At 39.8% G+C, this 25,075-nt stretch carries 22 protein-coding genes and 2 pseudogenes; 5 read left to right on the top strand and 19 right to left on the bottom strand.

The features are described 5' to 3' along the window. Positions 1 to 6: 6 nt before the first annotated feature. The gene (locus QMK20_RS18710) at positions 7 to 846 is read right to left on the bottom strand and encodes an SIR2 family NAD-dependent protein deacylase (protein ID WP_283652821.1); all 840 of its coding nucleotides are present in this window, start codon (positions 844 to 846) and stop codon (positions 7 to 9) included. A gap of 187 nt (positions 847 to 1,033) precedes the next feature. Between QMK20_RS18710 and QMK20_RS18715 the strand changes: the two are divergent. From QMK20_RS18715 to QMK20_RS18730, 4 genes and pseudogenes are all read left to right on the top strand, one after another. After that, positions 1,034 to 1,732 (top strand): annotated as a pseudogene (locus QMK20_RS18715) (DNA adenine methylase); the annotation flags it as partial. A gap of 1,251 nt (positions 1,733 to 2,983) precedes the next feature. Then, entirely contained in the window at positions 2,984 to 6,064 is a 3,081-nt protein-coding gene (locus QMK20_RS18720) for a contractile injection system protein, VgrG/Pvc8 family (RefSeq protein ID WP_283652822.1), read from the top strand. A gap of 15 nt (positions 6,065 to 6,079) precedes the next feature. Beyond that, positions 6,080 to 6,466 (top strand): hypothetical protein, encoded by a 387-nt coding sequence (locus QMK20_RS18725; protein WP_283652823.1) that lies wholly within the window; start codon positions 6,080 to 6,082, stop codon positions 6,464 to 6,466. A gap of 218 nt (positions 6,467 to 6,684) precedes the next feature. After that, entirely contained in the window at positions 6,685 to 6,972 is a 288-nt protein-coding gene (locus QMK20_RS18730; protein ID WP_283652824.1) for a hypothetical protein, read from the top strand. A gap of 29 nt (positions 6,973 to 7,001) precedes the next feature. Here the strand turns inward: QMK20_RS18730 and QMK20_RS18735 are convergent, their stop codons facing one another. The 14 genes and pseudogenes from QMK20_RS18735 to QMK20_RS18805 form a co-directional block, all read right to left on the bottom strand. Then, positions 7,002 to 8,624 (bottom strand): recombinase family protein, encoded by a 1,623-nt coding sequence (locus QMK20_RS18735; protein WP_283652825.1) that lies wholly within the window; start codon positions 8,622 to 8,624, stop codon positions 7,002 to 7,004. Positions 8,625 to 8,714: 90 nt separating this feature from the next. Continuing rightward, positions 8,715 to 8,840 carry an SHOCT domain-containing protein gene (locus tag QMK20_RS18740; protein ID WP_283652826.1) on the bottom strand — a complete coding sequence of 42 codons (126 nt, stop codon included), beginning with the start codon at positions 8,838 to 8,840 and terminating at the stop codon, positions 8,715 to 8,717. Between the two features lie 63 nt (positions 8,841 to 8,903). After that, positions 8,904 to 10,055 carry an Ig-like domain-containing protein gene (locus QMK20_RS18745; RefSeq protein ID WP_283652827.1) on the bottom strand — a complete coding sequence of 384 codons (1,152 nt, stop codon included), beginning with the start codon at positions 10,053 to 10,055 and terminating at the stop codon, positions 8,904 to 8,906. Further along, entirely contained in the window at positions 10,052 to 10,342 is a 291-nt protein-coding gene (locus QMK20_RS18750) for a hypothetical protein (protein ID WP_283652828.1), read from the bottom strand. The genes QMK20_RS18745 and QMK20_RS18750 overlap by 4 nt, the downstream gene beginning before the upstream one ends. Further along, the gene (locus QMK20_RS18755; RefSeq protein ID WP_192513229.1) at positions 10,342 to 10,653 is read right to left on the bottom strand and encodes a phage head-tail connector protein; all 312 of its coding nucleotides are present in this window, start codon (positions 10,651 to 10,653) and stop codon (positions 10,342 to 10,344) included. The genes QMK20_RS18750 and QMK20_RS18755 overlap by 1 nt, the downstream gene beginning before the upstream one ends. Next, positions 10,646 to 10,864, bottom strand: a complete 219-nt coding sequence (locus QMK20_RS18760; protein ID WP_192513228.1) for a hypothetical protein — start codon at positions 10,862 to 10,864, stop codon at positions 10,646 to 10,648. The genes QMK20_RS18755 and QMK20_RS18760 overlap by 8 nt, the downstream gene beginning before the upstream one ends. Positions 10,865 to 10,961: 97 nt before the next feature. After that, positions 10,962 to 11,792 carry a phage major capsid protein gene (locus QMK20_RS18765; protein ID WP_025684791.1) on the bottom strand — a complete coding sequence of 277 codons (831 nt, stop codon included), beginning with the start codon at positions 11,790 to 11,792 and terminating at the stop codon, positions 10,962 to 10,964. A 30-nt stretch (positions 11,793 to 11,822) separates the two neighbouring features. Then, positions 11,823 to 12,437: a DUF4355 domain-containing protein gene (locus QMK20_RS18770; RefSeq protein ID WP_283652829.1), complete on the bottom strand. Its 615-nt coding sequence runs from the start codon at positions 12,435 to 12,437 to the stop codon at positions 11,823 to 11,825. Between the two features lie 778 nt (positions 12,438 to 13,215). Then, positions 13,216 to 14,523 (bottom strand): phage portal protein, encoded by a 1,308-nt coding sequence (locus tag QMK20_RS18780; RefSeq protein ID WP_283652831.1) that lies wholly within the window; start codon positions 14,521 to 14,523, stop codon positions 13,216 to 13,218. A gap of 237 nt (positions 14,524 to 14,760) precedes the next feature. After that, a pseudogene (locus QMK20_RS18785) lies at positions 14,761 to 15,159 on the bottom strand (VOC family protein); the annotation flags it as partial. A gap of 235 nt (positions 15,160 to 15,394) precedes the next feature. After that, entirely contained in the window at positions 15,395 to 16,945 is a 1,551-nt protein-coding gene (gene terL, locus QMK20_RS18790; protein ID WP_283652832.1) for a phage terminase large subunit, read from the bottom strand. A gap of 176 nt (positions 16,946 to 17,121) precedes the next feature. Then, on the bottom strand, positions 17,122 to 17,967 hold the full coding sequence (locus QMK20_RS18795; RefSeq protein WP_283652833.1) for a tyrosine-type recombinase/integrase: 846 nt from the start codon (positions 17,965 to 17,967) through the stop codon (positions 17,122 to 17,124). Between the two features lie 159 nt (positions 17,968 to 18,126). Further along, a complete protein-coding gene (locus QMK20_RS18800; RefSeq protein WP_283652834.1) occupies positions 18,127 to 18,870 on the bottom strand; it encodes a transposase in 744 nt (247 codons plus the stop codon). A gap of 67 nt (positions 18,871 to 18,937) precedes the next feature. Next, positions 18,938 to 19,099, bottom strand: coding sequence for a hypothetical protein (locus QMK20_RS18805; protein ID WP_283652835.1), 162 nt, complete (start codon positions 19,097 to 19,099; stop codon positions 18,938 to 18,940). 168 nt (positions 19,100 to 19,267) lie between these two features. On the opposite strand from QMK20_RS18805, the gene QMK20_RS18810 reads away from it, so the two are divergent. Beyond that, on the top strand, positions 19,268 to 19,516 hold the full coding sequence (locus QMK20_RS18810) for a DUF3953 domain-containing protein (RefSeq protein WP_283652836.1): 249 nt from the start codon (positions 19,268 to 19,270) through the stop codon (positions 19,514 to 19,516). 5 nt (positions 19,517 to 19,521) lie between these two features. Here the strand turns inward: QMK20_RS18810 and QMK20_RS18815 are convergent, their stop codons facing one another. The 4 genes from QMK20_RS18815 to QMK20_RS18830 all read right to left on the bottom strand — a co-directional run bounded on the left by QMK20_RS18815 (position 19,522) and on the right by QMK20_RS18830 (position 25,021). After that, a complete protein-coding gene (locus QMK20_RS18815) occupies positions 19,522 to 20,775 on the bottom strand; it encodes a DNA modification methylase (protein WP_283652837.1) in 1,254 nt (417 codons plus the stop codon). 805 nt (positions 20,776 to 21,580) lie between these two features. Then, positions 21,581 to 23,593 carry a hypothetical protein gene (locus tag QMK20_RS18820; protein WP_283652838.1) on the bottom strand — a complete coding sequence of 671 codons (2,013 nt, stop codon included), beginning with the start codon at positions 23,591 to 23,593 and terminating at the stop codon, positions 21,581 to 21,583. Between the two features lie 14 nt (positions 23,594 to 23,607). Then, positions 23,608 to 23,778 carry a hypothetical protein gene (locus QMK20_RS18825; protein ID WP_283652839.1) on the bottom strand — a complete coding sequence of 57 codons (171 nt, stop codon included), beginning with the start codon at positions 23,776 to 23,778 and terminating at the stop codon, positions 23,608 to 23,610. 232 nt (positions 23,779 to 24,010) lie between these two features. Beyond that, the gene (locus QMK20_RS18830) at positions 24,011 to 25,021 is read right to left on the bottom strand and encodes a ParB/RepB/Spo0J family partition protein (RefSeq protein ID WP_283652840.1); all 1,011 of its coding nucleotides are present in this window, start codon (positions 25,019 to 25,021) and stop codon (positions 24,011 to 24,013) included. Positions 25,022 to 25,075 lie beyond the last annotated feature (54 nt).

Raw genomic sequence — 25,075 nt, forward strand, 5'->3', positions numbered from 1 at the left:
ACCCATTTATCTGATCATCTTTGTTTTTTTTTCATATTCTGCAATCAAGTTTGCTAAAAATTCTTCACTTGTCATTGGAACATGCCGAACATTTATTTTTTCGCTCAAATATTTCATTCTATTCTCATTAATTCCTTCCAATGGAACAACAAGATAATGTTTCAGAAAAGAATTAACATCATTCAGTTTACGTATGTTAAATAATATATCCATTAAATCCTGATCTTCCATACTGAATCCTATGAATACACAAGAATTGTCACGAAAAATTGAATACAAAGTTTTCATGAGATTTTCATCTGACTTAACATTATAGTAATCTTCCGATGTAAGTACAAAATGATTTTCAGATGTAATGCAACCATGTATTTTATAAAGGTGTTTTTGTGAGGTATAACTTTCTCCTTTACGCCATACCTCTAGATCTTTTTCATATTCTTGCTTATAACAATTTTCTAGTAAATTGTCATAATTCACAGTAAAAACTAATTCTTTTAAATCACCCAAATCATGCATTAATCTAGCTAAATACCTATGGCTTTCTTGTACTACAAGTCTGGATTTAAGATACTCCTTTACTTCTTGGATCAGTGCTTGCTTTCCAAACACAACCTCATAATATTCTGCTGTACGCTGAAGATTTTCAATATTTTTCATTTGAAGCTTGTCGCCTAAAAATTTTGATACTTCCCATCCGCTTCCCAATCCTTTAGCAGCTGGATTATAAGTATCCCTCATAGAAAACCCAGCACCAAGTATAAATACCACACCTGTACCAGTTCTATTCTTCTTATTTAAAAGTAGCTTTGCAATTTGTTGTATATCAAGTGTAGTTATTAATTCCATTTGATCACCGTTTCCTTTTTTATGGCCAAAATAATTAAATTATGATAAACTCTTAATAAGGATGTGAGAGATGAGTGAAACGAAAAAAAACAGGAGAAGCCTCTAAGGTCCCCTTTAAGATTCCCGGGTTCCAAAAGCAAAGTGTTAAAAAAAATTCGAAAAATACCTTGCTGTTGAACATACTGAGTATCGCGAGCCCTTTGTTGGAGGAGGGGCTATTTTTTTTGGGAAGCAAATTGCCAAATATAATTGGCTAAATGATAAAGATGTTAATATAAAAAGCTTTCTGAAAACTGTCAGAGACAATCCTAACTATCTGTGTGAAATGGTTCGTAAAATAAAGCCAAGCGTGGAGCTATGGCAGTATTATAGAACACAAGAAATTAGTAATAGCGATTTAATTCGAGCTTTCAGATTTCTATTCTTTAATAGGACAAACTATTCAGGTATTTACAACGCCAATCCTATAGGTGGACTTAAACAACTATCTGATTGGAAAATTGATTGCAGATGGAATGCTGATATGCTTTGCAAAAGAATTTTAGAATGTTCAAAAAAATTGAAAAATGTCAATATAACCTCCTTAGATTTCAGTGATGTGATTACTGCGCCTGGAGAAAATGTCCTTTTGATGGTGGATCCCCCATACTATGAGAAGGGTAGTAGATTATATCCTGTTAGTATGTCTCCTAATGAACATCAGCATCTTGCAGAATTATTAAGAGATACCAATCATAATTTTTTTCTAACAATTGATGATTGCCCAGAAGTTAGGGAGATGTACAACTGGGCAAATTTTATTCCGCAAAATTGGTACTATACTGTAAACTCCAAAAAGAAAGATAACGTAGGTAAAGAATTATTCATCACTAATATTAATATTTAAAAAAAATTGGTTTCTTTCCTTATTACTCAAACTAAAAAACAATATAACTAGGTTTATATACCTAATATTATATTGTCTTTTAGTTAGTAATAAAAGCCAAAATTTATTAGTGCTGCTTAACTCCACTAAATATACTCTTTACTTCATAGTAAAAATCTTTATTAAAGTTAACAATTCAAACACTTTTACCAACTTTTCTTATATAACAAGTTCAATGAGAATAGCCCTAAGAGGGAGCTTTATCAATTGCAAAAGCCTGTATCCCGAAATGTCTTCTCAGCCTTGGCTAATTCATCAAAAGTGTAAGTTCTGAGATAAGGTTAAATTATAAACTTTATTTCCATGCCCAGCTTCAGATGAAATAGTGACCACGTAAGTACCAAATCATTTAGGTTGACCGCATTGACTTTCCCGTTAACGGTGTTGGTCACAAATGGCTCCTTGCTGGACAGATGTTGCCGGGATGTCTTTAAAAATACATCAGCATAAAAAAAGCAAGGTATGTTCGTTATACGAATGTATATTCTGCGAGGTGTACACTTTTCTCTACAAATACAAATTCTGTGCAAGCAATGTGCTGAATTCCCGCATAGCGTACAGCCTTTGCGACATTCTCGTTTTAAAGCACACAAAGTGTGCCTTGTGTATGTAAAATAAAATATGTTCCCGCACTCAACCCTAAACCCTTTTTTGAATGCAGGAACATATTCAAGTTGCTCTTAAGCCCTCGTACATCAATGCTTCTCATCTCGATATATTACTACCACGCACTCCACATGTGTCGAGACCACGAAAGGGATATATTCCTTTTTATTATATATATTACCTATAATATCAAAAGCCACTCCTTCTCACAACACCACCTTTTCCCAGATGATGCCTGTTCCCCCTTCACTTCTGTCGATCCTACTAATTCCATATGAACCTGTATTTAATTTACCCGAATCCATAATCACAATTAAATCAGCTCAGTTTCTGACTTTGAAAGACAATTGCTCAAAATTACTTTCAGCTTTCCCTCCTCCCATATCTCCTGCTTCCAGATATACACATTGAAAATAACCCAACGAATGGGGCATTCTGTAAACTAAATCTCTCTTTTAACCGATAAATACATATGCTGGACTGTTATTTAAATATCACCTCTCGTAACTTTGTACCCAACAAACTCAGTGATACATATGGGTCTTAAAATGCTGCACTTTACTTTTGTAATCAGCCATCACATCTAGAAAGGAGTTATGAACTCACTTGAGCCTATTATCAGATGGGATCGGGTATGAAAGCCTACGCTTTTATGGTCCCTTTCAGCCGCAACACATCGATCAACTTCAAATCACACGTACCATTAATGATCATACCTTTTTACATATCCGTGGTATGCTCTCCGAAGAACAGGGAGCCGCATGCATCGGACAAAATATGGAGCAAGAACCGATTGTGATTCGTCAGTTGGATGATCAAGGACAATCGCTAAGAAGACTGTTCCACGGGATCGTTACGCAAATGTCCGTACATTGTATACGTGGAGTATACACCTTTGAATTGGAGGCTGCTTCCCATTCCTATCAAATGGATATCAAGCTAAAAAAACGTTCCTATCAGGATATTCACCGTACCTATGATGATCTGGTCACCTCGATGGTTCGTAAATATGAGTATGGAGACGCCATTGATACCGTAACTAATTATGCCAAACTGGATACTTTTGTTTTACAATATGAAGAGACGGATTGGGCGTTTTTAAAGCGTCTTGCTTCTCGCTTTGGCTCCGTACTTGTGCCAGAGGTAACCGCAGCCTCGCCCAAGGTTTTCTTCGGGATGCCGGAAGGCAAACAGCACAAAGTGGAACGAGATGTATTTTATCGGGTACGAAAAACGTTTCATGAGCTGGATGCGGAAAAGCCCGGAGAACAACGTGCTGGCTCGTATGTCACCTATACAATTGAAAGTTTGCAATATTATGCGCTGGGTGACCTCATCACGTTACCCATTGGACAAGGTAAAGAATTGGTCGTGGTTCGGGCAGTGACACGGTTAGAGGATGGCTTACTGCGTACCCGTTATGATCTCCAAGCGGAACAGAATATTCGCTATGCCCGGTATGAAAACGATCAGGCCACCGGGATTTCACTCACGGGAACGGTGCTGAAGGTACAACAGGATTTCGTACAACTTCAACTGGACATCGACCCGAAGCAAGATCCTGCCAAAGCCTGCTGGTTTCCCGTGGCGACTCGATATGTCGCAGAAGAACACAGTGGATGGTACGATATGCCTGAAATCGGGGAACAGGTTGAACTGTATCTGCCTACACACCGCGAACAGGATGCCTATGTAACGGATTCGCTACGACAACAACGCCACACAAATGGACAGCCGAATGTGAAGGTATGGCAACATGTGCAAGGTAGCGGCGTAGAAATGTCTGAGCAAGAACTGACCCTGTCCACCTCGGATGGATTTTCAATTACACTAAATGAAGATGGTGGAATTACCGTTAGCAGTCTGGGGAATGTGCAGATTCAGGGTGGTCACGTGAAGCTCGATGCAGGTGAGGAACTGTCGCTGGAAGCTGGAACGGCGCTTCATCTAAAAGGTGGAGAAAGCAGCATGGTGCTGGATGGTGAGACGGATACCAAAGCCCCGGTAATTTATCAGGAAGGTACGGTGAAAGCTCCTGTTTTCGTGGCTGACCTCCCTCCTGTGCCTGAGCCACCATTGATGAGTATAAAAGCATATGAAGCAGCCCAATCAGCAGCAAAGGATTCATCTAGCAGCCAAGCCCCTACTCCTAAAGCAAAAATCACGACTCCAGCAGCACTTCAACAGGCGAATGCCTTGATGGGGACGATATCCAAAATGTTAGGTTCCATTCCCGTAGTTGGAAACATAGCCAGTGTGATGTTGAATACGGTGGGTGGGCCAGCAGGTAAAGTAGCAGCAACGGTGTTACAAGCAACTGGAGCCATCCCTATTCGTAGTAAAGGAACGCCAACGGTTGGAGGCAGTAAAGAAACGGGGTTGCACCCGCTCAAACACTTGGCTGGTTTAGCCATGCAGGGGTTGATTAGTGAGTATGAGCATGAGCGAGCGAGACAAGCCTACTATAGCAAGTGGATTTTAGGAAAAGCATATACGAGTGCACGTCATGTAGCTAATTCCGGTGGCCCATTAGAGCTGATTCAGAACCTGCTGAAAGAGTCGAATGCTATGGCTCATGCCTATCAGCAGATTCCTAAAAGTGTTCGAGATAAAATGCTCAGAGATTATACGGAAAAACAACGCCTTCAGGCAGCGCAAACACAGAAACATGAGAATTCAAAACTTGCACTATGGAGAGAAAGAAAAACTAAGGAGTATACTTCATATTGGAATCAAACTGATTATTTTACAGCCAACTGGTGGCAGGATGAAGGTAAGCTAAAGCAAGCTGAGCAAGCACTACGCACTGAAATTACAATGCAGCGCAAACTATCACTGTATGATATTAAAGACCCCAATAAAATGGCTGCCATCCAGCGCATCGTCAACACAAAGCGAACACAAGTATGGGATGAAGGAACCCTAAATGCCATAGAAAATGGATTAGTAGCTATGGGGGTAGACTCAACAAATGCTATTGAGTTGGACAAAGAGAAAATGGATGCACTCATTGCTCGATACAATCAGGGCTTCATCGGACAAAAATCCGGAGATTACATGGAGAGGACAGGCCTAAGCGATTTAATTGAGGAAACAACCTATGGGGTTGTAGGAGCTCGTATCGGTATGGGGACTGCTGGAAGGCCCAGCCAACCACCTATTGTAGAGAATCCGCCTGTAAAACCCAACCCAAAAGGTGGCCCAGGTGTAAACAAGCCGATTGATGAATTCAATGATTCGCCGATTTATAATGGGGCAAATTCAAGTAGACCTAAGGAGACGCCTAAATTAACGAGTTCGAGTAAATCTACTGAAGGTGGGACAAAAGCTGTTAATACTCCATCTGAGTTTGCTAACCAAAATCTTCTTGATGATCATTTTTCTAAACATGGAGGAGAATTTAAAGGTGTTTATAATAATGCAGATGATTATCTTCGAGGGGCTAAAGATGTACTAACCGGGGGAACGAAGGTTAAATATGAGTACAAATTGAAAAATGGGACTGTCGAAACACGGACAGGATATGTTAAGTATATGGGGAACACAAAAAAAGGTGAACTTAAATTTGAGTTTGTAGGAACGAACAATGATGGAAAAATCACTACTTACCATGTCAAGCGTGGGGAAGATTTGTGGAAATTGTTAAACGGAAATAAACACGATAAAACTATTAATCCAATACCATAGAACAGAGGGATGCTTATGAAATACAATGCATTGGTAAAAGCCATAGATTCTAATATTGAGGAAGAGGTTAGAGTTGAAATAAACGGGATAGAGTTTACAGGATTTGTAGATTGTTTCCCTTATCAAATTAATACAGGTAGTTACTATCCTGTGGAAATTGGCATAACTGTATTAGACGATTTGGAATTAAAGGAGATTAATGAATCGGTTCAAGAGATAGAACAGATAGGCAATGGTTTTGGATATTTTATTCGTGGAGAGCTGGATGGAAATTGTTGTTTGAATTCCGTCATGATATTTCAAGATGATTGGTTTCTGGAATACAGTTATTTAGGAGGTAAATATGTAGAAATTATGGTCGATAGGATAAGCATAGAATTCCTAGAAGAAGAATTGAATTAAGGTAACAGCAAGAATATTATTATAGGGTTTAACTTATCAAAAAGATCATCCAATGCAACCAACAAACCAAACACTCGATAAACTTTAAAAAAAGCTTATTTTAACTTGAACCATAAGTTAGAAATGAGCTTTTTTCCACACTCAAAAATAATAACTTGCTATCCCTCCCCATCAGAGTTAACATACACACACTCAAACAACGGGAGGGAAAATGTACTATGTCAAATTGGCCAGATTGGTTTAAAGAAGCATTACGCCAGCGTTTTTATCAATTAGAACTTGTCAGTGAACAACAGGCTTCATGTTTATCTGAGGACAAAAATCTATTCACTCAAATGGATCAATTCAAAATGAATCAAAACGAGGATATCCAACATCTGCTATCTGAATGGGAAGAAGCCATAAGCTATCAGCTAAGTCAAGACAAACAATCCATCTATATGGAAGGAGTAAAAGACGGGATTCGATTGATTCTTCCCGTCATACAACCCACAGTTACTCGTTAGCCTATTTATCGTTTCAGCCTATGGTTTCTCTAGTCCAATATTTCATCTATGTCCATTCCACTTTTCAAGGTAAAAACAAAATGCGCTGGTGAGAGAATGGTTATCTTCTCCACCAACGCATTAAATAGGTTATCATCAAATTGTTCCAGTACATCTTCCCGTAAGTTTAGTACTTGGATAATTTCATCGACACGTTCCTTGAGTTGTGCCTTTTGCTCATGCTCCTGCTCCAGTGTCAGCTTCTGTTGTCGTAGCTCGTTTAGTTCACTGGAAAGCCTGTTTGTTTCTTCATCATATACGGCCTCATCAATCTGATTCCTCAGCTTGAGATTCACTAATTCCTTCAGGTCGGATTTCAATTGTTGCATCTGACCTTCGATGTCCAATAGCGGTTCTTGCCCTACTTTGCTGGAAAGCACCGATTCAATATTCCCTTTCAACGTCTTCATGAATCCTTTCTTATTCTCATACATCCGGTTGAACAATCGTACAAACGCGGAATGTAAAACAGGTTCATCGACCGACTTGGCATCACAGGCTGCTTTACCTTCATTGACATACGTTTTGCATTGCCATACCACTTTTTTGGATGGATTATTGCTGTTCCAGGTGCGGCGTTTAAAAATGGCCCCGCAGCATCCACAATATACTTTACTGCTTAGTGCATATTTACTGGAGTATCTTTTACTCTCCCCCATCACGCTCCCTTTCAGCTTGGCCCTCCGTTCCTTTTCCTTTTGCACCGCTTCAAATAGTTCCTTGGATACAATCGGTTCATGGTTGTCCTCAATTAAATATTGCTGCTCCTGTCCTTTATTCCTGATTCGTTTATGGGTTAGAAAATCTACCGTTACCGTCTTTTGCTGAAGCAAAGCTCCGTAATATTTCTCATTGGTCAGAATTAAGGTAATGGAGGAATCCCACCAAGTATCGCCATCCGTGACTGTTTTAATGTGATCTCGCATCAAACCTCTGGCTATCGCCTGATAGCTTTTGCCATCCAAATACTCCTCGTATATTCTGCGTACAATCTCTGCTTCTGGCTCATTAATCACCAATTCACCATGTTCATCCTTATCATAGCCAAGGAAGCGAGTGGTGTTGCAGAAGACTTTGCCATTTTGAAAGCCACGTAATATTCCCCATCGGCTATTCTCAGAAATGTTTCGACTCTCGTCTTGAGCAAGAGAACTCAGGATGGTCAGCAATACTTCGCCTGTGGTATCCAGTGTATTAATGTTCTCTCGTTCAAAAAATACGGCAACTCCGAGACTTTTGAGTTCCCGTACATATTTCAATAAATCCAGTGTATTCCTGGCAAATCTCGAAATCGACTTGACCAGTATCAGATCCAGTTTACCATTTCGGGCATCCTGTATCATCCGATTAAAGTGCGTTCTATTTTTGGTGTTGGTTCCGGTGATACCTTCATCTGCATAAATATCAGCCATTTCCCATTCCAAGTTGTTTTGAATGTGTTGAGTATAGTGATTCACCTGATTGGTATAGCTCTCCTTTTGCTCCTCGGAATCGGTACTGACCCGGCAATAGGCAGCGACTTTCTTCTTTTGAATAGATTGAATTCCCTCTACGATGTCCAACGTTTTCACGGGAACGATCACGACTTTTTTTGCAATTGCGGCTTGTGCCATAGATATTTCTCCCTTCAATATCTTCTTTATACGGTCACATGGTATAATGCTTGCGCTACATCATCAAGTCCATTTCTGCCCATGTTATAGCTACTTGAAAGTTTTTTTATTCAGCTCATCAATCGCGATAAACTCTTCTTCTGTTATCAACTGTTGTGATCTTAATTGCTTCAATAGACTCAGACTGAGCAAGTAATCAATGGATTTCCGTTGCATATGTATGTGGCTCCTTTGAAATGAAAATGGCTGCCCTCTAAGGCAAGCCGATAGATATAATGCTTAGAATAAATTCTTAAGGCTAATGGTCTTTTCTATAGTCATGCTAGGATCGCTTACTAAGGTGGCTGTCAATGTTAAAGCTTTGTTGATCGTTCCACTACTGCTTCCTGCCTTTATGGTTACGCTATTTCCTGTACTCGCTGTCATGCTTCCCATGGTAGGAGTTGAATCATCTTGATTCCGTAAGCTCCACTCTACAGACTGATCAAACACTTCTGTTCCATGATCATAGATATGGCTGACGTATGAGGAGCTTTGGCCTGTTTTGAGCATAGGATTACCGGTAATGGCTATCGAATAGATATGCGTTCCCGTTTCGACGACTCTCATTTCAATGGTACTTCGTGCTGTTGGGTGATACGTTAATTTTACAGTGATACTTGCTTGTCCCAAAACGATACCCATAACCTGACCTTGCTGGTCTACGCTAATTACACTCGGATCACTGGATGTATAGGTAATCGCCGGATGGGCTATCTCATTTCCATTATCCGTAGCGCTCACATTTAACTGTATTGTTTCATTGAGCAGCACATGGGCTATCGTTCCGTGATTGATATGTAAAGCATATGTATGAGCAGTCTCATATTTCCATCTGTCCGCAATATTATTTTCCACGTCATCATAAGCTGTATTTATGCTATCCAATGTGCAGCTTAACTGGATGCTGCCATTCATCGTACGATCCATTCCAACTATTTTAAAAGGTTGATGGGTGATGTAGAATCGTTGGTTCAATGCGATGTTTCGCGTGTCTGCATTGTCTTGTAGACTAACCAGAATGTTGCCCTCTGGCATGGAGATAACTTTACCTGTTTCCGTTGAAAACGTTCTGGCTTCTACCACAGAATCAAACCATTTCACCTGTCCATTCCAGTTTAAAGCCAACCATTGATTACATTTTCGCATCCTGCCTCGACAAGACTTTTCATTTTGATCCACCTGACTGGTAATTAAATATCGTTCATAGCGATAGTCTACGATATCTCCTGTATGTAAGGGTGTCGCTGCCCGAATGATTTTTTCATCGGTCATTTGAATGGTATTTGTCGCATCCCGGATCAGAGCAAGCTGTCTTACACCGTTGATATGTACAAGCTCACCTTTTTCTCGAAGAAAGAAATCCATCATCGGCTCTAAGCTCCTTGTCACTCCTCCACCTCCAAACCAGAATCTGGCTTGCAGCGATACAGGTACAACTCCACATAATCATTCCATTCCTTCATATCCAAAATAATAAAGACATCCTTAGCAAATTGGACATAGCCGTTTAATTGCAATAAAGATTCCAGTGGACAGAAAGCTCGATATATTGTCTCCAAGGTGTAACTATCTTCAAATGAAAAGCTTTTGCGATAAGGTTGTACATCTGCCATCACTGACAGAACAGGTTTGAAATGAGTAGCATCTAAAATTTCCAGCTTCGTATCGTAGAACATTAATCTGTTCCGACCTTGATTTTAGGCAGAGGAAGAGTAAGTCGAATACTTGCCGGAATGCCTATTTCATAGGTAGCTGAGCGTTCACCTTCCTGCTTAGTTATAAGTCCAACCGAATCCCTATTTTTATAGAGATACACAGCATAATCGACCATAACATGATCGTATTCCACAGGGAGTGTTGCCACATTACAATAGCCTAGAATATTACCCTTGGCTTTGTTTAAGTAATGAATCAAGATATCGTCTTTAGATATATCTGTTGGCTCCATACTTAATAATCGTTTCATCAAATCCATTTGCTCACTCATGTACTGTCTCCTGTTCCTCCTTTACCTGTGCCTTCTCGGTACGCTTCATATTCTTGACAGTTTGAACTTTCGTTTGGGGTAAATCTTGCTCAGTCTCATCTGGTTTAGGCTCATCCACTTGCTCATAATGATCATTAACCTGTAAACGCAGCAACAGCTCCTGATCCGTGACTTCCCATGTGCAGCCTGTTTCTTGATTCAAAAACCACATCTTATCACCCTCAAAAAAATAAAATAGGGCATCCAAAACGGACACCCCGAACGTGTTTCTTCTATTATAATGTGTTCTCATAATCATACAATTTCAATTAGGACTTATTGGCTGTAAGTACAGCGAGAGCTTCTGGCTTGATACACTTGGCTCCAAACACTTGCAACCCTTTCACTGCATCTGAAAATTGTTTCTCTGGTCTGAATGCTTCTACCGAATCTACTTGTCCCGCAAACGAAATGGCACTTTTATGACCTGCGATGATTTTATACTTGGCTCCTCCTGTATTTGGCACATTGTTGGATTTATAAACGGTCATACCATCAATATCTCCCACATAGCCTGTGCGAATAATATTTGGGTCTTTCGTGAAACGAGCATCTTTCAGCAGCAAGCCATAATACCATGCAGGAACCACCACAAACCGTTCGCTTTCCGGTACATTGTTTTCGTCCAGCAGCACGCCAAGATCAATCAGCATATCATAGGCTGTATCTTTCGTTGGAATTACAGGCGTTGTATCATTGCCCATCGTATTCTCAGCTTTGACCTCTGTGTAAAATCCAGCAAGATACTGATCCACTACATTGGCCAGTCCATACGAGGCTTCCACGATTCCACCATCGAGTAGATTTACATTCGCTTGAGCAGCATCTACATCATCCACTTGAAAATTGAAATATTTGGCCTGATCAATCACCAATGTTTTTTGTGTAGCATCCAGTTCCTGTGGATTACCGATTCCTGCCACCTTATCATAATTGCCAATGCTTACTGCCCCAATCGAATTAATTTTTACCGTTGAGCCTTGCCCTTGAATCTCACCTTCATAATCGGTGTTGACCACGCTCCCATACACCAAATTCTTTTTCAGGCTTTCATTTAAACGTGCGCTCCAAATTGTTGGAATAAAATTCTGTACTGTCATATCTTTTCACCTTGTCCTTTTCGTTTATTATTATTTGTTTTGTAATGCTTGTTTGACTTGATCCCAATTCTGATTGATCTCGTTTGGCGACATGCCTTTAATCGAATCCAATGTAAATGTGCTACCTGTTGAATTCGCAGGAGGTGTATAGCCATCCCCTTTAAGCCGTTGCTCGACTTGTTGTTGTGTTGCCAGTTGGAGTGATTGTTCCAACATAGCCAAATTCGCTGTCGTTGCGTCTTCATCTGCGCCAATAAAAAAATCCACTAACGGGAGTGGAAGTTTCTTTTCGGATGCTATTTTAATCGCTTGGCTGGTTAACCGTTCACGCTGTTTCTCCAGCTTCATATTTTCGACTTCAGCACGTAGCTTTTCAACCTCGATATCTTTCTCATCCTTCGTCGGGAATCGCTTCTTGATTTCAGCATTCAGTAAATCCTCCAGATGATTGGCTTTCCACGTATCCAACGATTTAGCTGATCGTTTGTCTACCTTGCTATCGAACCAACTTTTTGCTTGCTGATTGGATTGGATGTATTGCTCTATCCCTTGTACGCTATACGGATTCAAAGCCTCAAGATACGATTTCCATTCCTCAGTTGTTTGGTTTTCTTTAATGATCTGCTTCACTTGTTCTAAATTCATTTTCGTTAATCTCCTTTATTGCCCATTCGACTACGCAGAACCGAACACGCTTATATATGTATGGAGCCTTTTAATGTCATGCTCAGGACAGTGTTGTTACGCTTTAGAAATCACAAAAACGAGGAAAAGGTACAACATACCCACTCCCCACTTTTAGGTATTTTTCAACCTTTGTTTATACGGCTTTTTGACAGCCTAAAGCGTTACAGCAAGCCTATTGTTTGCCTAAACTTCAGAAACGTATATGTATGCTGAAACTGTATCATATTGAATATCATGCTCAGTACAATGATGTAACGCTTTAGAAAACGTAAAAGTGACGAAATGGTACAAGCATGCCAACTCCTCATTTTTGCCTATTTTTAACCCTTTGTTTATAGGGCTTTTCCCACCTCTAAAGCGTTACATCGAGCCGTCTTTTTGTCTGAATTTCCGAACACGTATCCTGATACTTTCTTTTCTCACCTTACCTCTGCATTTCTCACAATATTTCTGACGATTCGAATTTGCCAAAAATGTTCCTCCACAACGTGTACAGCTCACTCTCGATTTGGCTGTCTTAGGCTCAGTCTCTACATTACGTTCAGACTTATATTCTCGCTCCAACTTCTCATCCATTGGCAAAACTCCATTTTCAAAATATGTACAATGAAGCAGAGTATCATCTTGAGCGAAAAATACACATGGGCCATCTTGTAAACAGCAATAATTCGGGATGCCATGTTTCGTTCCGAGATAACATGCACAACTATTCTTCACTAGCCGCTTGATCCTATTTTTATTCTGCATTTGATACCTCCTTATCCGTACCAACTAATCGTTGCTGCTCCGCATGAAACTTATTAAATTCCAGCTTCGGATTCTCCACAAATGGAAGCAACGTGAGCAACGTTTCCTGTGAGACCACTTCTTTCAGTTTCACAATCACATCTGCCATCCCAACCAAATCTGTTGGCAAGTTTCTTGTGAACTTTACGGCGATATCACGGTAATCATATTGAACGCCTTCTTTGATATGCAGGAACGTAAAGAAATTTCGTAGACGTTGCTTGATTGCCTTTTCCATCAACGCTTCACGCATCGCCACTCGATTCTCCAAATTCAGCAGTTTGTTTCTCAGCGCCAAGGAAGACGTATTGCTGGCCCAATTCTCATTAAAATTAACCTGATCCATCATATCGAAAATTTTGCGTTCAATGTTATCCAACTCGTTCTTTACAAAAGAATCATTAATCTCCTTCGTAAGCCAGCTTACCTTTCCCCCAGTCGGAACCTGAATAATGCCCATCTTCTTCATATTCAATAAGTCCTCAGCTTCCAGCTTAGCATTTTCAATCACGAGATAGGCGTTGCGATGATCTGCAATTTCATTGACCAAATCGGAATTCAGTGCATTATAGGCATCAAATAAAGAAATCACATCATGGAAGCCACTTTTTCTCTCCGTATTAGCTGGACAGGAGATTAGCGGGACTCTCCCAAAGATGTGATTATGTTTGCCGATATATTTTAGTTCAGGTGATTGGTTCTGCCTACTCCGATTGTGTTTGTCGTCGTTGGCGATTGTATAGTGTAGAATTTCATGATCAGTATACACATCCAAATATACTTGCTTATCAAATCGTCTCGTGAATTTATGTAGTCCTAATAGTACATTTCTTTCTGCCGTACCGTCCTCCAACACATAGGCATTCAAAGGGGATAGTACTGTGGCTGAAAACTGACCATCCGAGTCGATATAGTTCAATTCAAAACTCTCACCAAAGATTTCGGATTGTTTCCGAAGCTGTAAATTATGCTCTTTGTCCCAATGACTCATATGTACGTCTATGTTATGTATGGCTTCATCCTGATCTGACTTGGACACATAGTTTACTGGCTTACCGAGCAGATAGCCCACTTCGTTATCTACAAACTTACGTGGAAAATTGAAAATGAGCTTTTGATTGCTTCGGCTCTCTTGCATGGCATAGTTCTTGAGAATAGCATGCTGACCATTGTAGTAATCTGTATATTTCTGTTTAGCTAATGCAGCCAATTGGAGTTCATTTAGGCATTCTAATACGATTTGTTCCGTTATTTGCAAATAGGTTCTTCCTTTCAAAATGGGCCATGTAATTGTTGCTTAAATAAATAAAAGAACCACCTTTAATAAGGTAGTTCCTTGTTGAATTAACGTTTCCCGTTAGTTTAGTGAATCAAAGGAACCTCCTCCCTTCTAAACAGATAACCTTTCTAGGTACCGCGCTACAAGGGCCAGTCTCAATTTCACAGTGAGTGAGGCTATAAGGAGAGGCAAAACTGTTTCCCCATGAGTCACCCCCCTACCACTGAACCTTTTGATCGCTTCCTCGGTCACCGGCTTGAAGAGGTTAATGAGGTTGCCGTCGGGATCACGGAACAACACAGCACGGTTCCCCCACGGCATCGTGGTCGGTTCCTTTACCCACTCGTCGACAAACGGCTTCAAGCGCTCGTATTCGGCATCGACATCATGGACGAGGAACTCGAGTATGACAGTGCGATTGTCGGCCGCCACTGCGGAACCAATGCCGAACAGCGGCACAGTATGGGAGTGACCGATCGCCAGGGTGCACGATGGCACAACGAGTTCGGCAAAGGCTGCCGCGGGACGTTCCGCTGAAACACCCATGACTCTCTCATAGAACTCAACAAGACGATCCACATCGTCGGTAATGATACGTACAGAAGCAAAATTCATAAAATACCATCCTTCCTATAATAAATGATACAGTATCTTATCAGGGCAAGAACAAGCTATCCACCCCATTATGTTTACCTAATCGATAATAAACTAACGCTACTGACAACGTTATGTCAGTAGCATTTTAACATTTTCGGGTATTCTCTCTGCTAAAGTTGATACCCGTTTATATATTCTGCCCGTTAGCTTAACGAGATTGGATAAAATAAAGATTGAGTATCTAGAAGAATCCTCAAAATAACAAACTGCGATCATAAAATTTCAGACTCTTGACCGACTGAATCAATTGAACAGCTCCATATAAACTATCTGGCGCATCGTCGTATGTACAGTTTCGGTTATAATCCTTCACCTGATGATTGTATCTAAGGTTATCTGCATTGAACAGAATATGACCCTTCTTCACTTCCGGCTCCAAGCTAATAATACGTTCATGCTTCTGCCCTCTGGAATGCACACTTTCTACGGGCGTATGTATCTTCGCTTTCCATAACTCTTCTTCAAACTTTTGCTTCATATAGCTTTGTGCCTGATTCACTTCAAAACCCAGCTTATCTACAGGGTAAAGCTTTAACTTTTCAATCGCTACTTGAAACAAACTATCCGGCAACAGCTTATATATGTTACCGTCAATCACATACATTTGCTTTGTCCTTCGGTGCTGCCCAATAATCGAAATAGCCGAATAGTCGTTTTTCTTCCCTGCTTTAATCGCTGGATCAATGTACATGACAAGCTCCATGTCCTCAAACTCAGGCAACCTGTCCCAATACATGAGATTCTGAAATATGTATTCGTCGGTTGAACGCGGATCGTTTTGTAACTCTTTATAAAATGATTTTTCGCCCATCGCTTGCTTCTTGCACATCAGATAATAATAGTCCAAATACTCGCTCCATAGGATTTTCGTCCCCAGCAGCATTTCCTCTTGATGAGTGGTAAAAAAAGACAAGGCCGTATTGATCCTGTCTTCATCCTGCAAATTATTATATTGTCGCTCCCACTCTGACCACAGATCATCCCGTTCTGAAAATTGAAGTACGGCTGCCTTACGAACACTTCGCACACCTGGAATTTTACCCTTGAGCAGATCAGCCATGATATCTTCTTCATTCAAAATGGTTCCACAGATCAGAATATTTGTATCCCTTGTACCAATAGGCAGAATAACATCCGTAAATGTATTTTTAATCTGTTCTCGTTTCGCTTCGGATCGTGCCGTATCCTCCTTGAGCAAATCATCCATTAGAACTAAGGTAGGACGATGATGCTTATAGTGAATACCTCTCAGGCTACCGTCAATCCCACGAATCATAATGCAGGAGTCCAGCCCACCTTTACTTTTGAGCCATATTTCATTGTTGTTCCAGCGGCTCCCTTTACGAATCCCAAAATCCTCAATCAGCATCTGATTTGTTTCTAGCTCATCTTTGATCATATCCAAGAACGGGAGGGCAATTTGCTCCGTAGCAGATATGATCAGTGTAAACTGTGACTTATCATAAAGCGTGGCATACAGCGGAAATAGAAAAGAACTGATTGTTGACTTTCCATGTTCCCTTGGGAGTCCGAAAGCTGTAATCAGTCCTGTATGGGCAAGCATATGTCTTAATTCTGAAAATAACTCTTGATGAAACTTGCCAAATGCTCGATCAAAATATTTAGGAAAATAGGCCAAAGCGAAAAACTCAATGTCCATCTCACCGATAAGCTTTCGCAGTTCGGAGAAAGAGAACGTTTCGATCAATTGTTTCATTTTGGGCGGCTTGAAATGCTTCTCCATATACTGCTTAAGCAGCTCAGCTTGACTTTGCTCTTCTTGCTTTATCGTTTCAATAGGTATGGCTCCTTCCTCATATGTACCGTAAAATTATCACAAAAATTTCTGCACCCTTTGCTGGCGGCTCTGTTTCTACAAATAGAAGCCCCCCTCCCATCCACGACAAAAGGAGTGGCTTCTCACCACTCGATATTTGCCAATGCTTCAGCCATATCCTGCTGCGTTGTTAGGGTATAAATATTGGTTGTCGCTACGTGATCATGTCCAAGGATTTGCTGGATGGTCGTCAAAGGGGTCGTTTTCACCAGCTTATAGCCAAGTGTATGTCTCAGCATATGGGGTGTGACCTTCACGTTGATCCGATCCCCGTATTTGTTCAAAATCAGGTTAATCGCATTCCGTTCCAAAGGCCCTCGCTGGCCAATACATAAATATTCTGATTCCACTTGTGGTCTGACTTCGAGATATCGAGTGATGGCTTTTCGCACATCTTTATTCAATGGTATGCTTCGTATGCAATTCCCCTTACCGAATACCTTCAATAATCCTTTGCGTTCGCTTATTTCAATATCCTTCAACTTGATGCCAACTAATTCACTTACCCGTATTCCTGTTCCAATCAGCAATTCGATCATGCAGATATGCATTCGATTGCCCATACGGTGAATTTCATTCCGCAGCTTCCACAAATCCTTTTCCGCTAACCCTTTGTATTGCCGAACAACCTTGTTCCTGACCGCTTCGATATGTATTTCTTCCTTAATATATCCTTGCTGATGCATCCACTGTGCGAATACATTGATACTGGCAATCTTGCGGTTGATGGTCAGTATAGCTTGATTGGTACTTTGCAGATATTTCTTGTACTCTACTCCATCCAATTCAATCCATTTGTCCAGTCCATATTCCGTCTTGCCCCGATACCACGCTATGAACTGTAACACGTCCCGAATGTAGCAGGAAATGGTGTTCTCGCTTCGATCCTTGCTCCGTAAATGTGCTTCAAACCCTTGAATATACTTCATTTTCTCCCCCACCTTTCGCTCGTGTGTCACATCATACCGTTGATGTGGGGGAAAGTCCACTCCATACATAACCTATCTTATGCACTGATTCTGGCTACTTTATAGGCTCATTCAGGGCTGAAATGGGCGTTTATCTATACAAATACTGACGCCATAACGTTATGACTGCGAATCATCTAGCTCCACATATCCTTCCTCAATCTCTACTGATTCCTCAATAGCTTCATATTCGGCATCCACTACATCCGCTTCAATCATATCCAGAAATAGCTGCTTGCGCTCCTGTTCCAGTGCCTTCGTATTGACCAGCAGCTCACGTCGATCATTCCACTCGTTGGGTGCGCGGTTCTTTAAGTAGAAGATCATCGCTGTCGGATTCGGGGGCTGATATCGTTTCACCTTTTCGATACGTGTCTTCTTTTTTCCATTTTTGTCCTCTTCGACTATTGTACGAATTTCCTCATATTCATAGCCCGTAGCAGCTTTCAAAAGTGAATTTTCCACGTGGGATATGGGGACAGATTTGCTCCATTTGACTAGTTCAGCCAGCATCGGATGTTTATCAATATACTCGTACCAAGTCGTTTTACCTATATCGAGTTTCCTGATGATGTCCTCTGCGTTCATGCCTTCTTCAAACCATTGCTGTATTTCCGCTAACCGAGGATATACATGTGTCTCCCACTTGGTTGGGCGTTCTAATGCTTCTGCAAATTTCGGATGCTTCCTACGATAATCGCCTAATGTCCAAATATGAATATTCAGTCGTTTCGCTATCTCCTCATCTGTGGCCCCTTCACGTACCCAAACAGGAATATCCCTCAGTCTTGGCACAACAAATTGATCATACTTGGTCAGTATCTTTGGTTTATTCCTTTTTGGATTGTTACTGTTCTTGCTCATTCTGCTCACCTCCAGCACAAAAAAAGGGAACAGCCAACTATCGGCCATTCCCCATATGTATTCTAGCTTATCCTTCTAACTCAGCCTCGTAAAACAACTCGATATCCTTAATCACCTTCTGAATCAGCTCATTGTCTTCCTGAGCTTCCTCAGCCCCTAGCACATTTACCTTTTCGGCTTGCATGTCCTTTAGGAACCGAATCACCATATTCACTTTTGCTTTACCCAATTGAATCACCCTTTCGGTTTAGTCAGCACATGATACCTCTGACCTTGCCAACTCAGCAACAACTTCTTGATAGTCATACTGCTTACCGTCGCGAACCAAATAGTTGTATATTATTGTATAATAGGATTTCATCGTATAATAAACTAAATGGAAAGGGGGAATTTACCTATGCTTAAGAAAATGGGCATGTATCAAATAGTAACTTTAATATGTGCTTTGGTTGTTCTCATATGCGCTTCTCTATCATTCGCTTATCCTAACGACAATCAACGCTTCACTATGCTCAATCAACTTTTTCTTGGACTCATGCTTTTATTTTCTGGTATTTCAGAACTTAAAGCAAAGCGTATGTTTGCGGCAATAGCCAATTTTGGTGTTTCCTTGTTTATAATTTTTGTGATGCTATACACCTTATAAACTCATTACATGTTCACTAATCCTAGATCAGCAACAACTTCTGAATAGCCTACCTTCACTCCATCTCGAATCAGATAAACGCCGCTATCGCTGCCAACATGGGCAATATATCGCTTCACAATCACATCTACATATTTGGGATCAAGCTCACACGTATAACAAATCCGATCCGTTTCCGCACAAGCAATCAACGTTGAGCCTGAACCACCAAATGGATCAAATACGATATCACCAAGCTTGCTTGAATTTTTAATCGGATAGCTAATTAAGGGAATCGGCTTCATGGTGGGATGAAACTCATTCCGGAAGGGACGATCAAATTGCCATAATGTCGTTTGCTTACGATCACTGTTCCAGTAGTGTCCACCTGTCGGCTTCCAACCATATAATACGGGTTCGTGCATCCATTGATAATCTTGTCTACCCATAACCATCGCTTGCTTTGCCCATATGCAGCATTGTGCCAGTTTGAATCCAGCTTCAATAAATGCCTTCCTAAAATTCAATCCTTCACTATCTGCGTGGAACACATAAATACTTGCTCCGTCATCTGCTACTTCATACATTCGAGTATAAGCTGCCAATAGGAAATTATAAAACTCGTGATTGGTCATTTTATCATTTTCAATTTTCAATGCATCCTTGGTTTTACCTGTATAATCCACATTATAAGGTGGATCAGTTACAATAAGCTGAGCCTTCTTACCATCCATCAATGTTGTAATATCCTGCGGATTAGTTGAGTCTCCACAGATGAGCCTATGCTTACCAAGTATCCAAATGTCACCTTTACGAGTTATCGGATGCTCAGGCAATGCTTCTTCTAAATCAAAATCATCCTCATCATCTACAGTTTCCTCGTGCAATGTATCCAGCAACTTCTCACACTCGCTCATATCAAATCCAGTTAGAGAAAGATCATAATCAGCCAGTTTTAATTCTTCCATTTCCTGCGCCAACAATTCAAAATTCCAATCTGCATACTCAGCCGTTTTGTTATCAGCGATTCTGAAGGCTTTGACCTCTTCTGGTGTTAAGTCATCGACTAATATAGTTGGTACTTCCTTTAGTCCAAGCTTCTTAGCTGCTAACAAACGAGTATGACCTGCTATGATTTCATGATTACTGTCAATCAGAATGGGATTTTTAAAACCATAACTCTGAATACTTGTTGCTACATAATCTACAGCTTTCTCATTATTTCTGGCGTTTTTTATGTATGGAATTAACGTTTTTACGTTTACGAATATGATTTCCAATCCATTTCATCCCCCTTTCTACCTTCACTTTTAAAAAGGCTGCAATCCACATCCAGGTGTAAAACACACCAACTACAGTAATAAATCGTGATATTTCTATGATTATTGCTTGTAAAATTAATAGCAATCTTGTTGCTCCTCTCTAAATGTAAAAAGGAACCCTAGCTCATAGCCAGAGTTCCCGTGTTATCGAATTTATAATTGTAAATTTGCTCATTGTGTCACGTGACACACTCAAACTTGAAAGCTCAACTTCTCTAATTCATGTGGTTTAAAATTTTGCAGATATCAGTCTATATTCAACAAGTTAAATTTCAACCTGTAAATCGAAAATTTTAAAATAAGCAACCTGACCACAAACGAATAAGTGTCTTGGGCATGAGGTTAACATCATTTCTCCATTTCATCCTTTCTAAGTTTAAGCTACATTCCATGGACTGACCCCAGTTTCCCCTATAGATAGAAAAGTAGGGTCACGTCAATCCATCATGTTAAAAAAATAAAATGAAGACAGCCAACTATTGTTGGATGGCTACGGAAAGAAATAATTTGTTTACAAATTTTTGTTGACGGTTTCTTTTGATCTTTACATCTGTACCCACATAAAGGGAAACTCTCTCACCATCTCGATAAAAACCACTTCGCTACGCTTCGTAAACGGTATTCATCGAGCTGCCGCCGTTTCCCCTCTTGCCTTCGGCAATTCACCCTTTTGCGGCTCATTTTGGACACTTTATTTGCAAATTTATCATAAGAGGAAGAAATCTTCCCTTAATATTAGGGAGAAAATCTTCCTTTGGAACTGCTACAATAGTTTACGATAATGCTCGCTAACCACGTGATCGGTGAATGCATCTTGATCCACCAGCATAAACAACCAATATTGTCGTCCAACTTTTGAGGTTCTTTCGAATAGCAATATATTATGATTCTTTAACTCACTCAAAATGAATTGCTTTCTATTTCCCTTCCAATTATCTCTAAACCACTGATATAGTGCTTTTCCACCTATTTCCTTAGCGGTAAGCTTGATATTTTTTTTGCCCACCATGAGCTTAACCATTTCGATCATTTTCTTGGTACAAGCTTTCTTAAATCGAAGTTCATTATGTAGTTGATGCATATGGACTCGTTCATCCGGCAATCTAAATTCTTTTTGCATCAGCGTTAACCATTCTGTCCGTTTCGAGTACATCACAATATCCACTTCTTCGCTTAAATTTACATTGCGTAGGGATGTTCTATGAATAATTTGGGAAAGATTAGCCAGCACATCTTCTATATATAGTTTTTGTATTCTCTCATCTGTAAACCAGTTTCCTTTATTTCGATTCTCATTTAAGGATATATCGATGTCTACACCATACATGGCTACAGCGATTTCCCGATAATGCCTAGGAGGGCGAATGGGAATACCAAATAAGGCCATCGCATTAAAGCTAGAAAAATCATTATTACCTACCACATTGAAAAGATGTTTCCTCATATCATCATCTGACTTCTGCTTGATGGTGAAAAATTGCTTGAGCTGCTCGTCCGTAATTACACCCTCAGCGTGATAAAATGCGATATCATCCTGCTTAGGTAATGCAATCATTTTGAAACTTGGACGTTTTTCTTGTAGTTTACTTTGTATCTCCAAGAAATCTCCTGCTGTCGCTTCCTTGACTTCTTTTAGTTCACGGTAAGATAATGTTGTGGACGTATTTATATTTTTCCATCGAATATTCAACCGCTCAGCATATCGATGAACATTTGTCATGGGGATCAGTTCAAATCCAGAACGTTCATATATACTTTGGCTGATATGTGCTGTCCCATCCAAAATCAGCACATGGGTATGTAAACGACTATAGTCCAGCCACTCTGAACAAATAATAGCTTGCTTATTCGTTCGTTCTATACATCCGATATGATCCTTTGCATACATCTTCATAAACCACGTATATCTTCTCATATCCTCGAGTTCACCTTTAGCATCAGCCAATTTAGCCAGGATGGTATTGAAGAACTGTTCTCTTTCTGAACCCTCTATAAATCGATTCAATCGTAATGTTGAATGGGAAGTTACATTGTCCTTTAATTCCAAGTTGATCAACTCACTCAGGATATCTCTAGCTTCCTTAAATTCACGATTACTTAAATGAACACGATCTGCCAAATGCTCAAACCAGTCAAATGAATTGTCTTTACTGCCAATATCCCAGACACAACTGTCGTAGTAAATAGGCATCTCGTCTATGATCACCAATCGTTTCCACTTATGTACTTCTTTAAATCGAGCATCATCTTTCTTATTCTTAGCTCGCTGCGGGTAATATAATAAATAGTTATTCATGTGCTCATCATCTAACATCAAATCTCGAAGTCTTTGCTGAGGAATGCATAAAATTTGATACTTTCTCATGGTATCTATCACTTTATGAATCTCATCAGAATTGACATATGCAATGGCATCTGGTATTTCATGTTGCTTGGCAAATTCAGAGACATCCTTATATACATTATTCTTCATCGTGTCGTTATTATTAAACACAAGCAATAGCGGATACTTTTCATGTTGATTTGAAGCATTTTTCTTTAATAGACTCTTGCATAGAACATTTAATGCTGTACTTTTCCCTGTGCCGGGAGCAGAATTAACTACCCATGACAAATAGGATTCTTCATTTTCAGATTCATCCATATTCATTTGAAATCCCTTATGTATAAACCTTGATAATGCATGATATGTCGCCATAAATGCTTCTTCGTGGAGACTTTTCATATGCGAATGAGAAATATAAGCTTCCAGATTGCCCCATTGATTCACTGCCAAATCAGATTCACTCCTTATATTTTCGGTTTCTTAATTTCCTCTACAGCCTGTTGAAATTCTTCATTAATAGCATACAGCCAAAATTTTTGATGCTTATCAATCGTCAAAGCACGAGTAATGTACCGGATATTTTTATCCTGCAATTTCCGCATCATCTGACCATCGTAACAATAAAAATAGCTCATTTAGATTCACTCCTCTCATTTGTGGATCGCACCCATATATTAGATGTCACCCAAGCGCCCGTGTTAACAGGCGCTATATGTGTCACGTGACACCATTTACTCCATGGCCAGCAATTCATCAAGTATGTCATCCGTTGAAACATGATTCTCTTTGGCAATATGATCTAATTGTTGCTTATAAAATTTGATTTCTTCCGTTAATGTTTCCAATGATTTGTCCTCTAAAGAATCGCTATATTTTTTTGCATTTTATCAATTCATCTTGAAAGCTATGTAAATTCCATTTTTCTTCGATGTTGATATTAGAGTGAAAGAGTTCATTTCGCATCTCATCCCAAAATTTTTCAACCATCCACGGTCTGAATTCGGAATCAAAATCATCTTTATTTTTTTCCAAATCATAAACAACTGCAAAATCAATATCTTCTTCTGTTATGTTGGAGATATGAAGATGATTGATAATACAATTCATTTGAGCGGTTAAAGCGAATCCTCTATTTTTAGAAACAACCACAGAACCAAGACCCTTATAATTCAAAATAGGCGAGATGATTAAATCATAATGCCAACCATCCACCCAGCTCTTGACTTCGTTTACGGTTAGTTTTTCTTTTTTTATGTCATGTTTCTCCCAAAAGGAACTATGAAATTTCAATTGATAGTTTTCAAAATGACTTTCTTCTTTCTGTGAACGGTCTTCATGAATGAATTTTGATGTCGGTTTGTTTTTTAGCAATCTGTTCAAAAACGATTCCATTTTCAATAGTTGCTTGGCATGGCCGTCCGAAATATATCCTTCTGCAATCCAATCGTGAATAAAAGGTAATAGTTTCAATAATCTTAAACGGATTGTAACGAAGGCTCTGTTTTTACTCACTTTTTTGGCAATTTGATCATGCGTGTATCCTCTTTGTACATACTCATAAAATGCATGAGCTTCTTCAATAGGAGTCATTTGCTCCCGTTGAATATTTTCAATGACAGATAAATGAAAAGCTTCTTCATCGCTCAATTCTTTTACTTTCACTGCAATCGTATCCAGTTCAGCCATTTGACTAGCTCGATATCTGCGTTCCCCTTGAACAATTTCATACTGACTTCCCAGTGGTCTGACTAGTATGGCTTCTTGTAAACCATCGCTTACAATGGATGCTGCCAGTTCCTGCAAAGACTCCTCGTTAAAATGCTTACGTGGCTGATTCGGATTGGTCACGATCTGGCTTAATTTTAATGTGATGTTCAAATGATGATATCTCCCTTATTTTTGGATTCGTATATATAACGTTCTAGCTGTCAC

It is taken from the genome of Paenibacillus sp. RC334 (assembly GCF_030034735.1).
GTDB lineage: Bacteria > Bacillota > Bacilli > Paenibacillales > Paenibacillaceae > Paenibacillus > Paenibacillus terrae_A.

Bases quoted from the DNA above. Each gene is read 5' to 3' on its own strand.
- QMK20_RS18710 (WP_283652821.1), bottom strand. From the start codon at position 846: ATGGAATTAATAACTACACTTGATATACAACAAATTGCAAAGCTACTT.
- QMK20_RS18725 (WP_283652823.1), top strand. From the start codon at position 6,080: ATGAAATACAATGCATTGGTAAAAGCCATAGATTCTAATATTGAGGAA.
- QMK20_RS18730 (WP_283652824.1), top strand. From the start codon at position 6,685: ATGTCAAATTGGCCAGATTGGTTTAAAGAAGCATTACGCCAGCGTTTT.
- QMK20_RS18735 (WP_283652825.1), bottom strand. From the start codon at position 8,624: ATGGCACAAGCCGCAATTGCAAAAAAAGTCGTGATCGTTCCCGTGAAA.
- QMK20_RS18740 (WP_283652826.1), bottom strand. From the start codon at position 8,840: ATGCAACGGAAATCCATTGATTACTTGCTCAGTCTGAGTCTATTGAAG.
- QMK20_RS18750 (WP_283652828.1), bottom strand. From the start codon at position 10,342: ATGTTCTACGATACGAAGCTGGAAATTTTAGATGCTACTCATTTCAAA.
- QMK20_RS18755 (WP_192513229.1), bottom strand. From the start codon at position 10,653: ATGAGTGAGCAAATGGATTTGATGAAACGATTATTAAGTATGGAGCCA.
- QMK20_RS18760 (WP_192513228.1), bottom strand. From the start codon at position 10,864: ATGTGGTTTTTGAATCAAGAAACAGGCTGCACATGGGAAGTCACGGAT.
- QMK20_RS18765 (WP_025684791.1), bottom strand. From the start codon at position 11,792: ATGACAGTACAGAATTTTATTCCAACAATTTGGAGCGCACGTTTAAAT.
- QMK20_RS18770 (WP_283652829.1), bottom strand. From the start codon at position 12,437: ATGAATTTAGAACAAGTGAAGCAGATCATTAAAGAAAACCAAACAACT.
- terL (WP_283652832.1), bottom strand. From the start codon at position 16,945: ATGGAGAAGCATTTCAAGCCGCCCAAAATGAAACAATTGATCGAAACG.
- QMK20_RS18795 (WP_283652833.1), bottom strand. From the start codon at position 17,967: ATGAAGTATATTCAAGGGTTTGAAGCACATTTACGGAGCAAGGATCGA.
- QMK20_RS18800 (WP_283652834.1), bottom strand. From the start codon at position 18,870: ATGAGCAAGAACAGTAACAATCCAAAAAGGAATAAACCAAAGATACTG.
- QMK20_RS18810 (WP_283652836.1), top strand. From the start codon at position 19,268: ATGCTTAAGAAAATGGGCATGTATCAAATAGTAACTTTAATATGTGCT.
- QMK20_RS18825 (WP_283652839.1), bottom strand. From the start codon at position 23,778: ATGAGCTATTTTTATTGTTACGATGGTCAGATGATGCGGAAATTGCAG.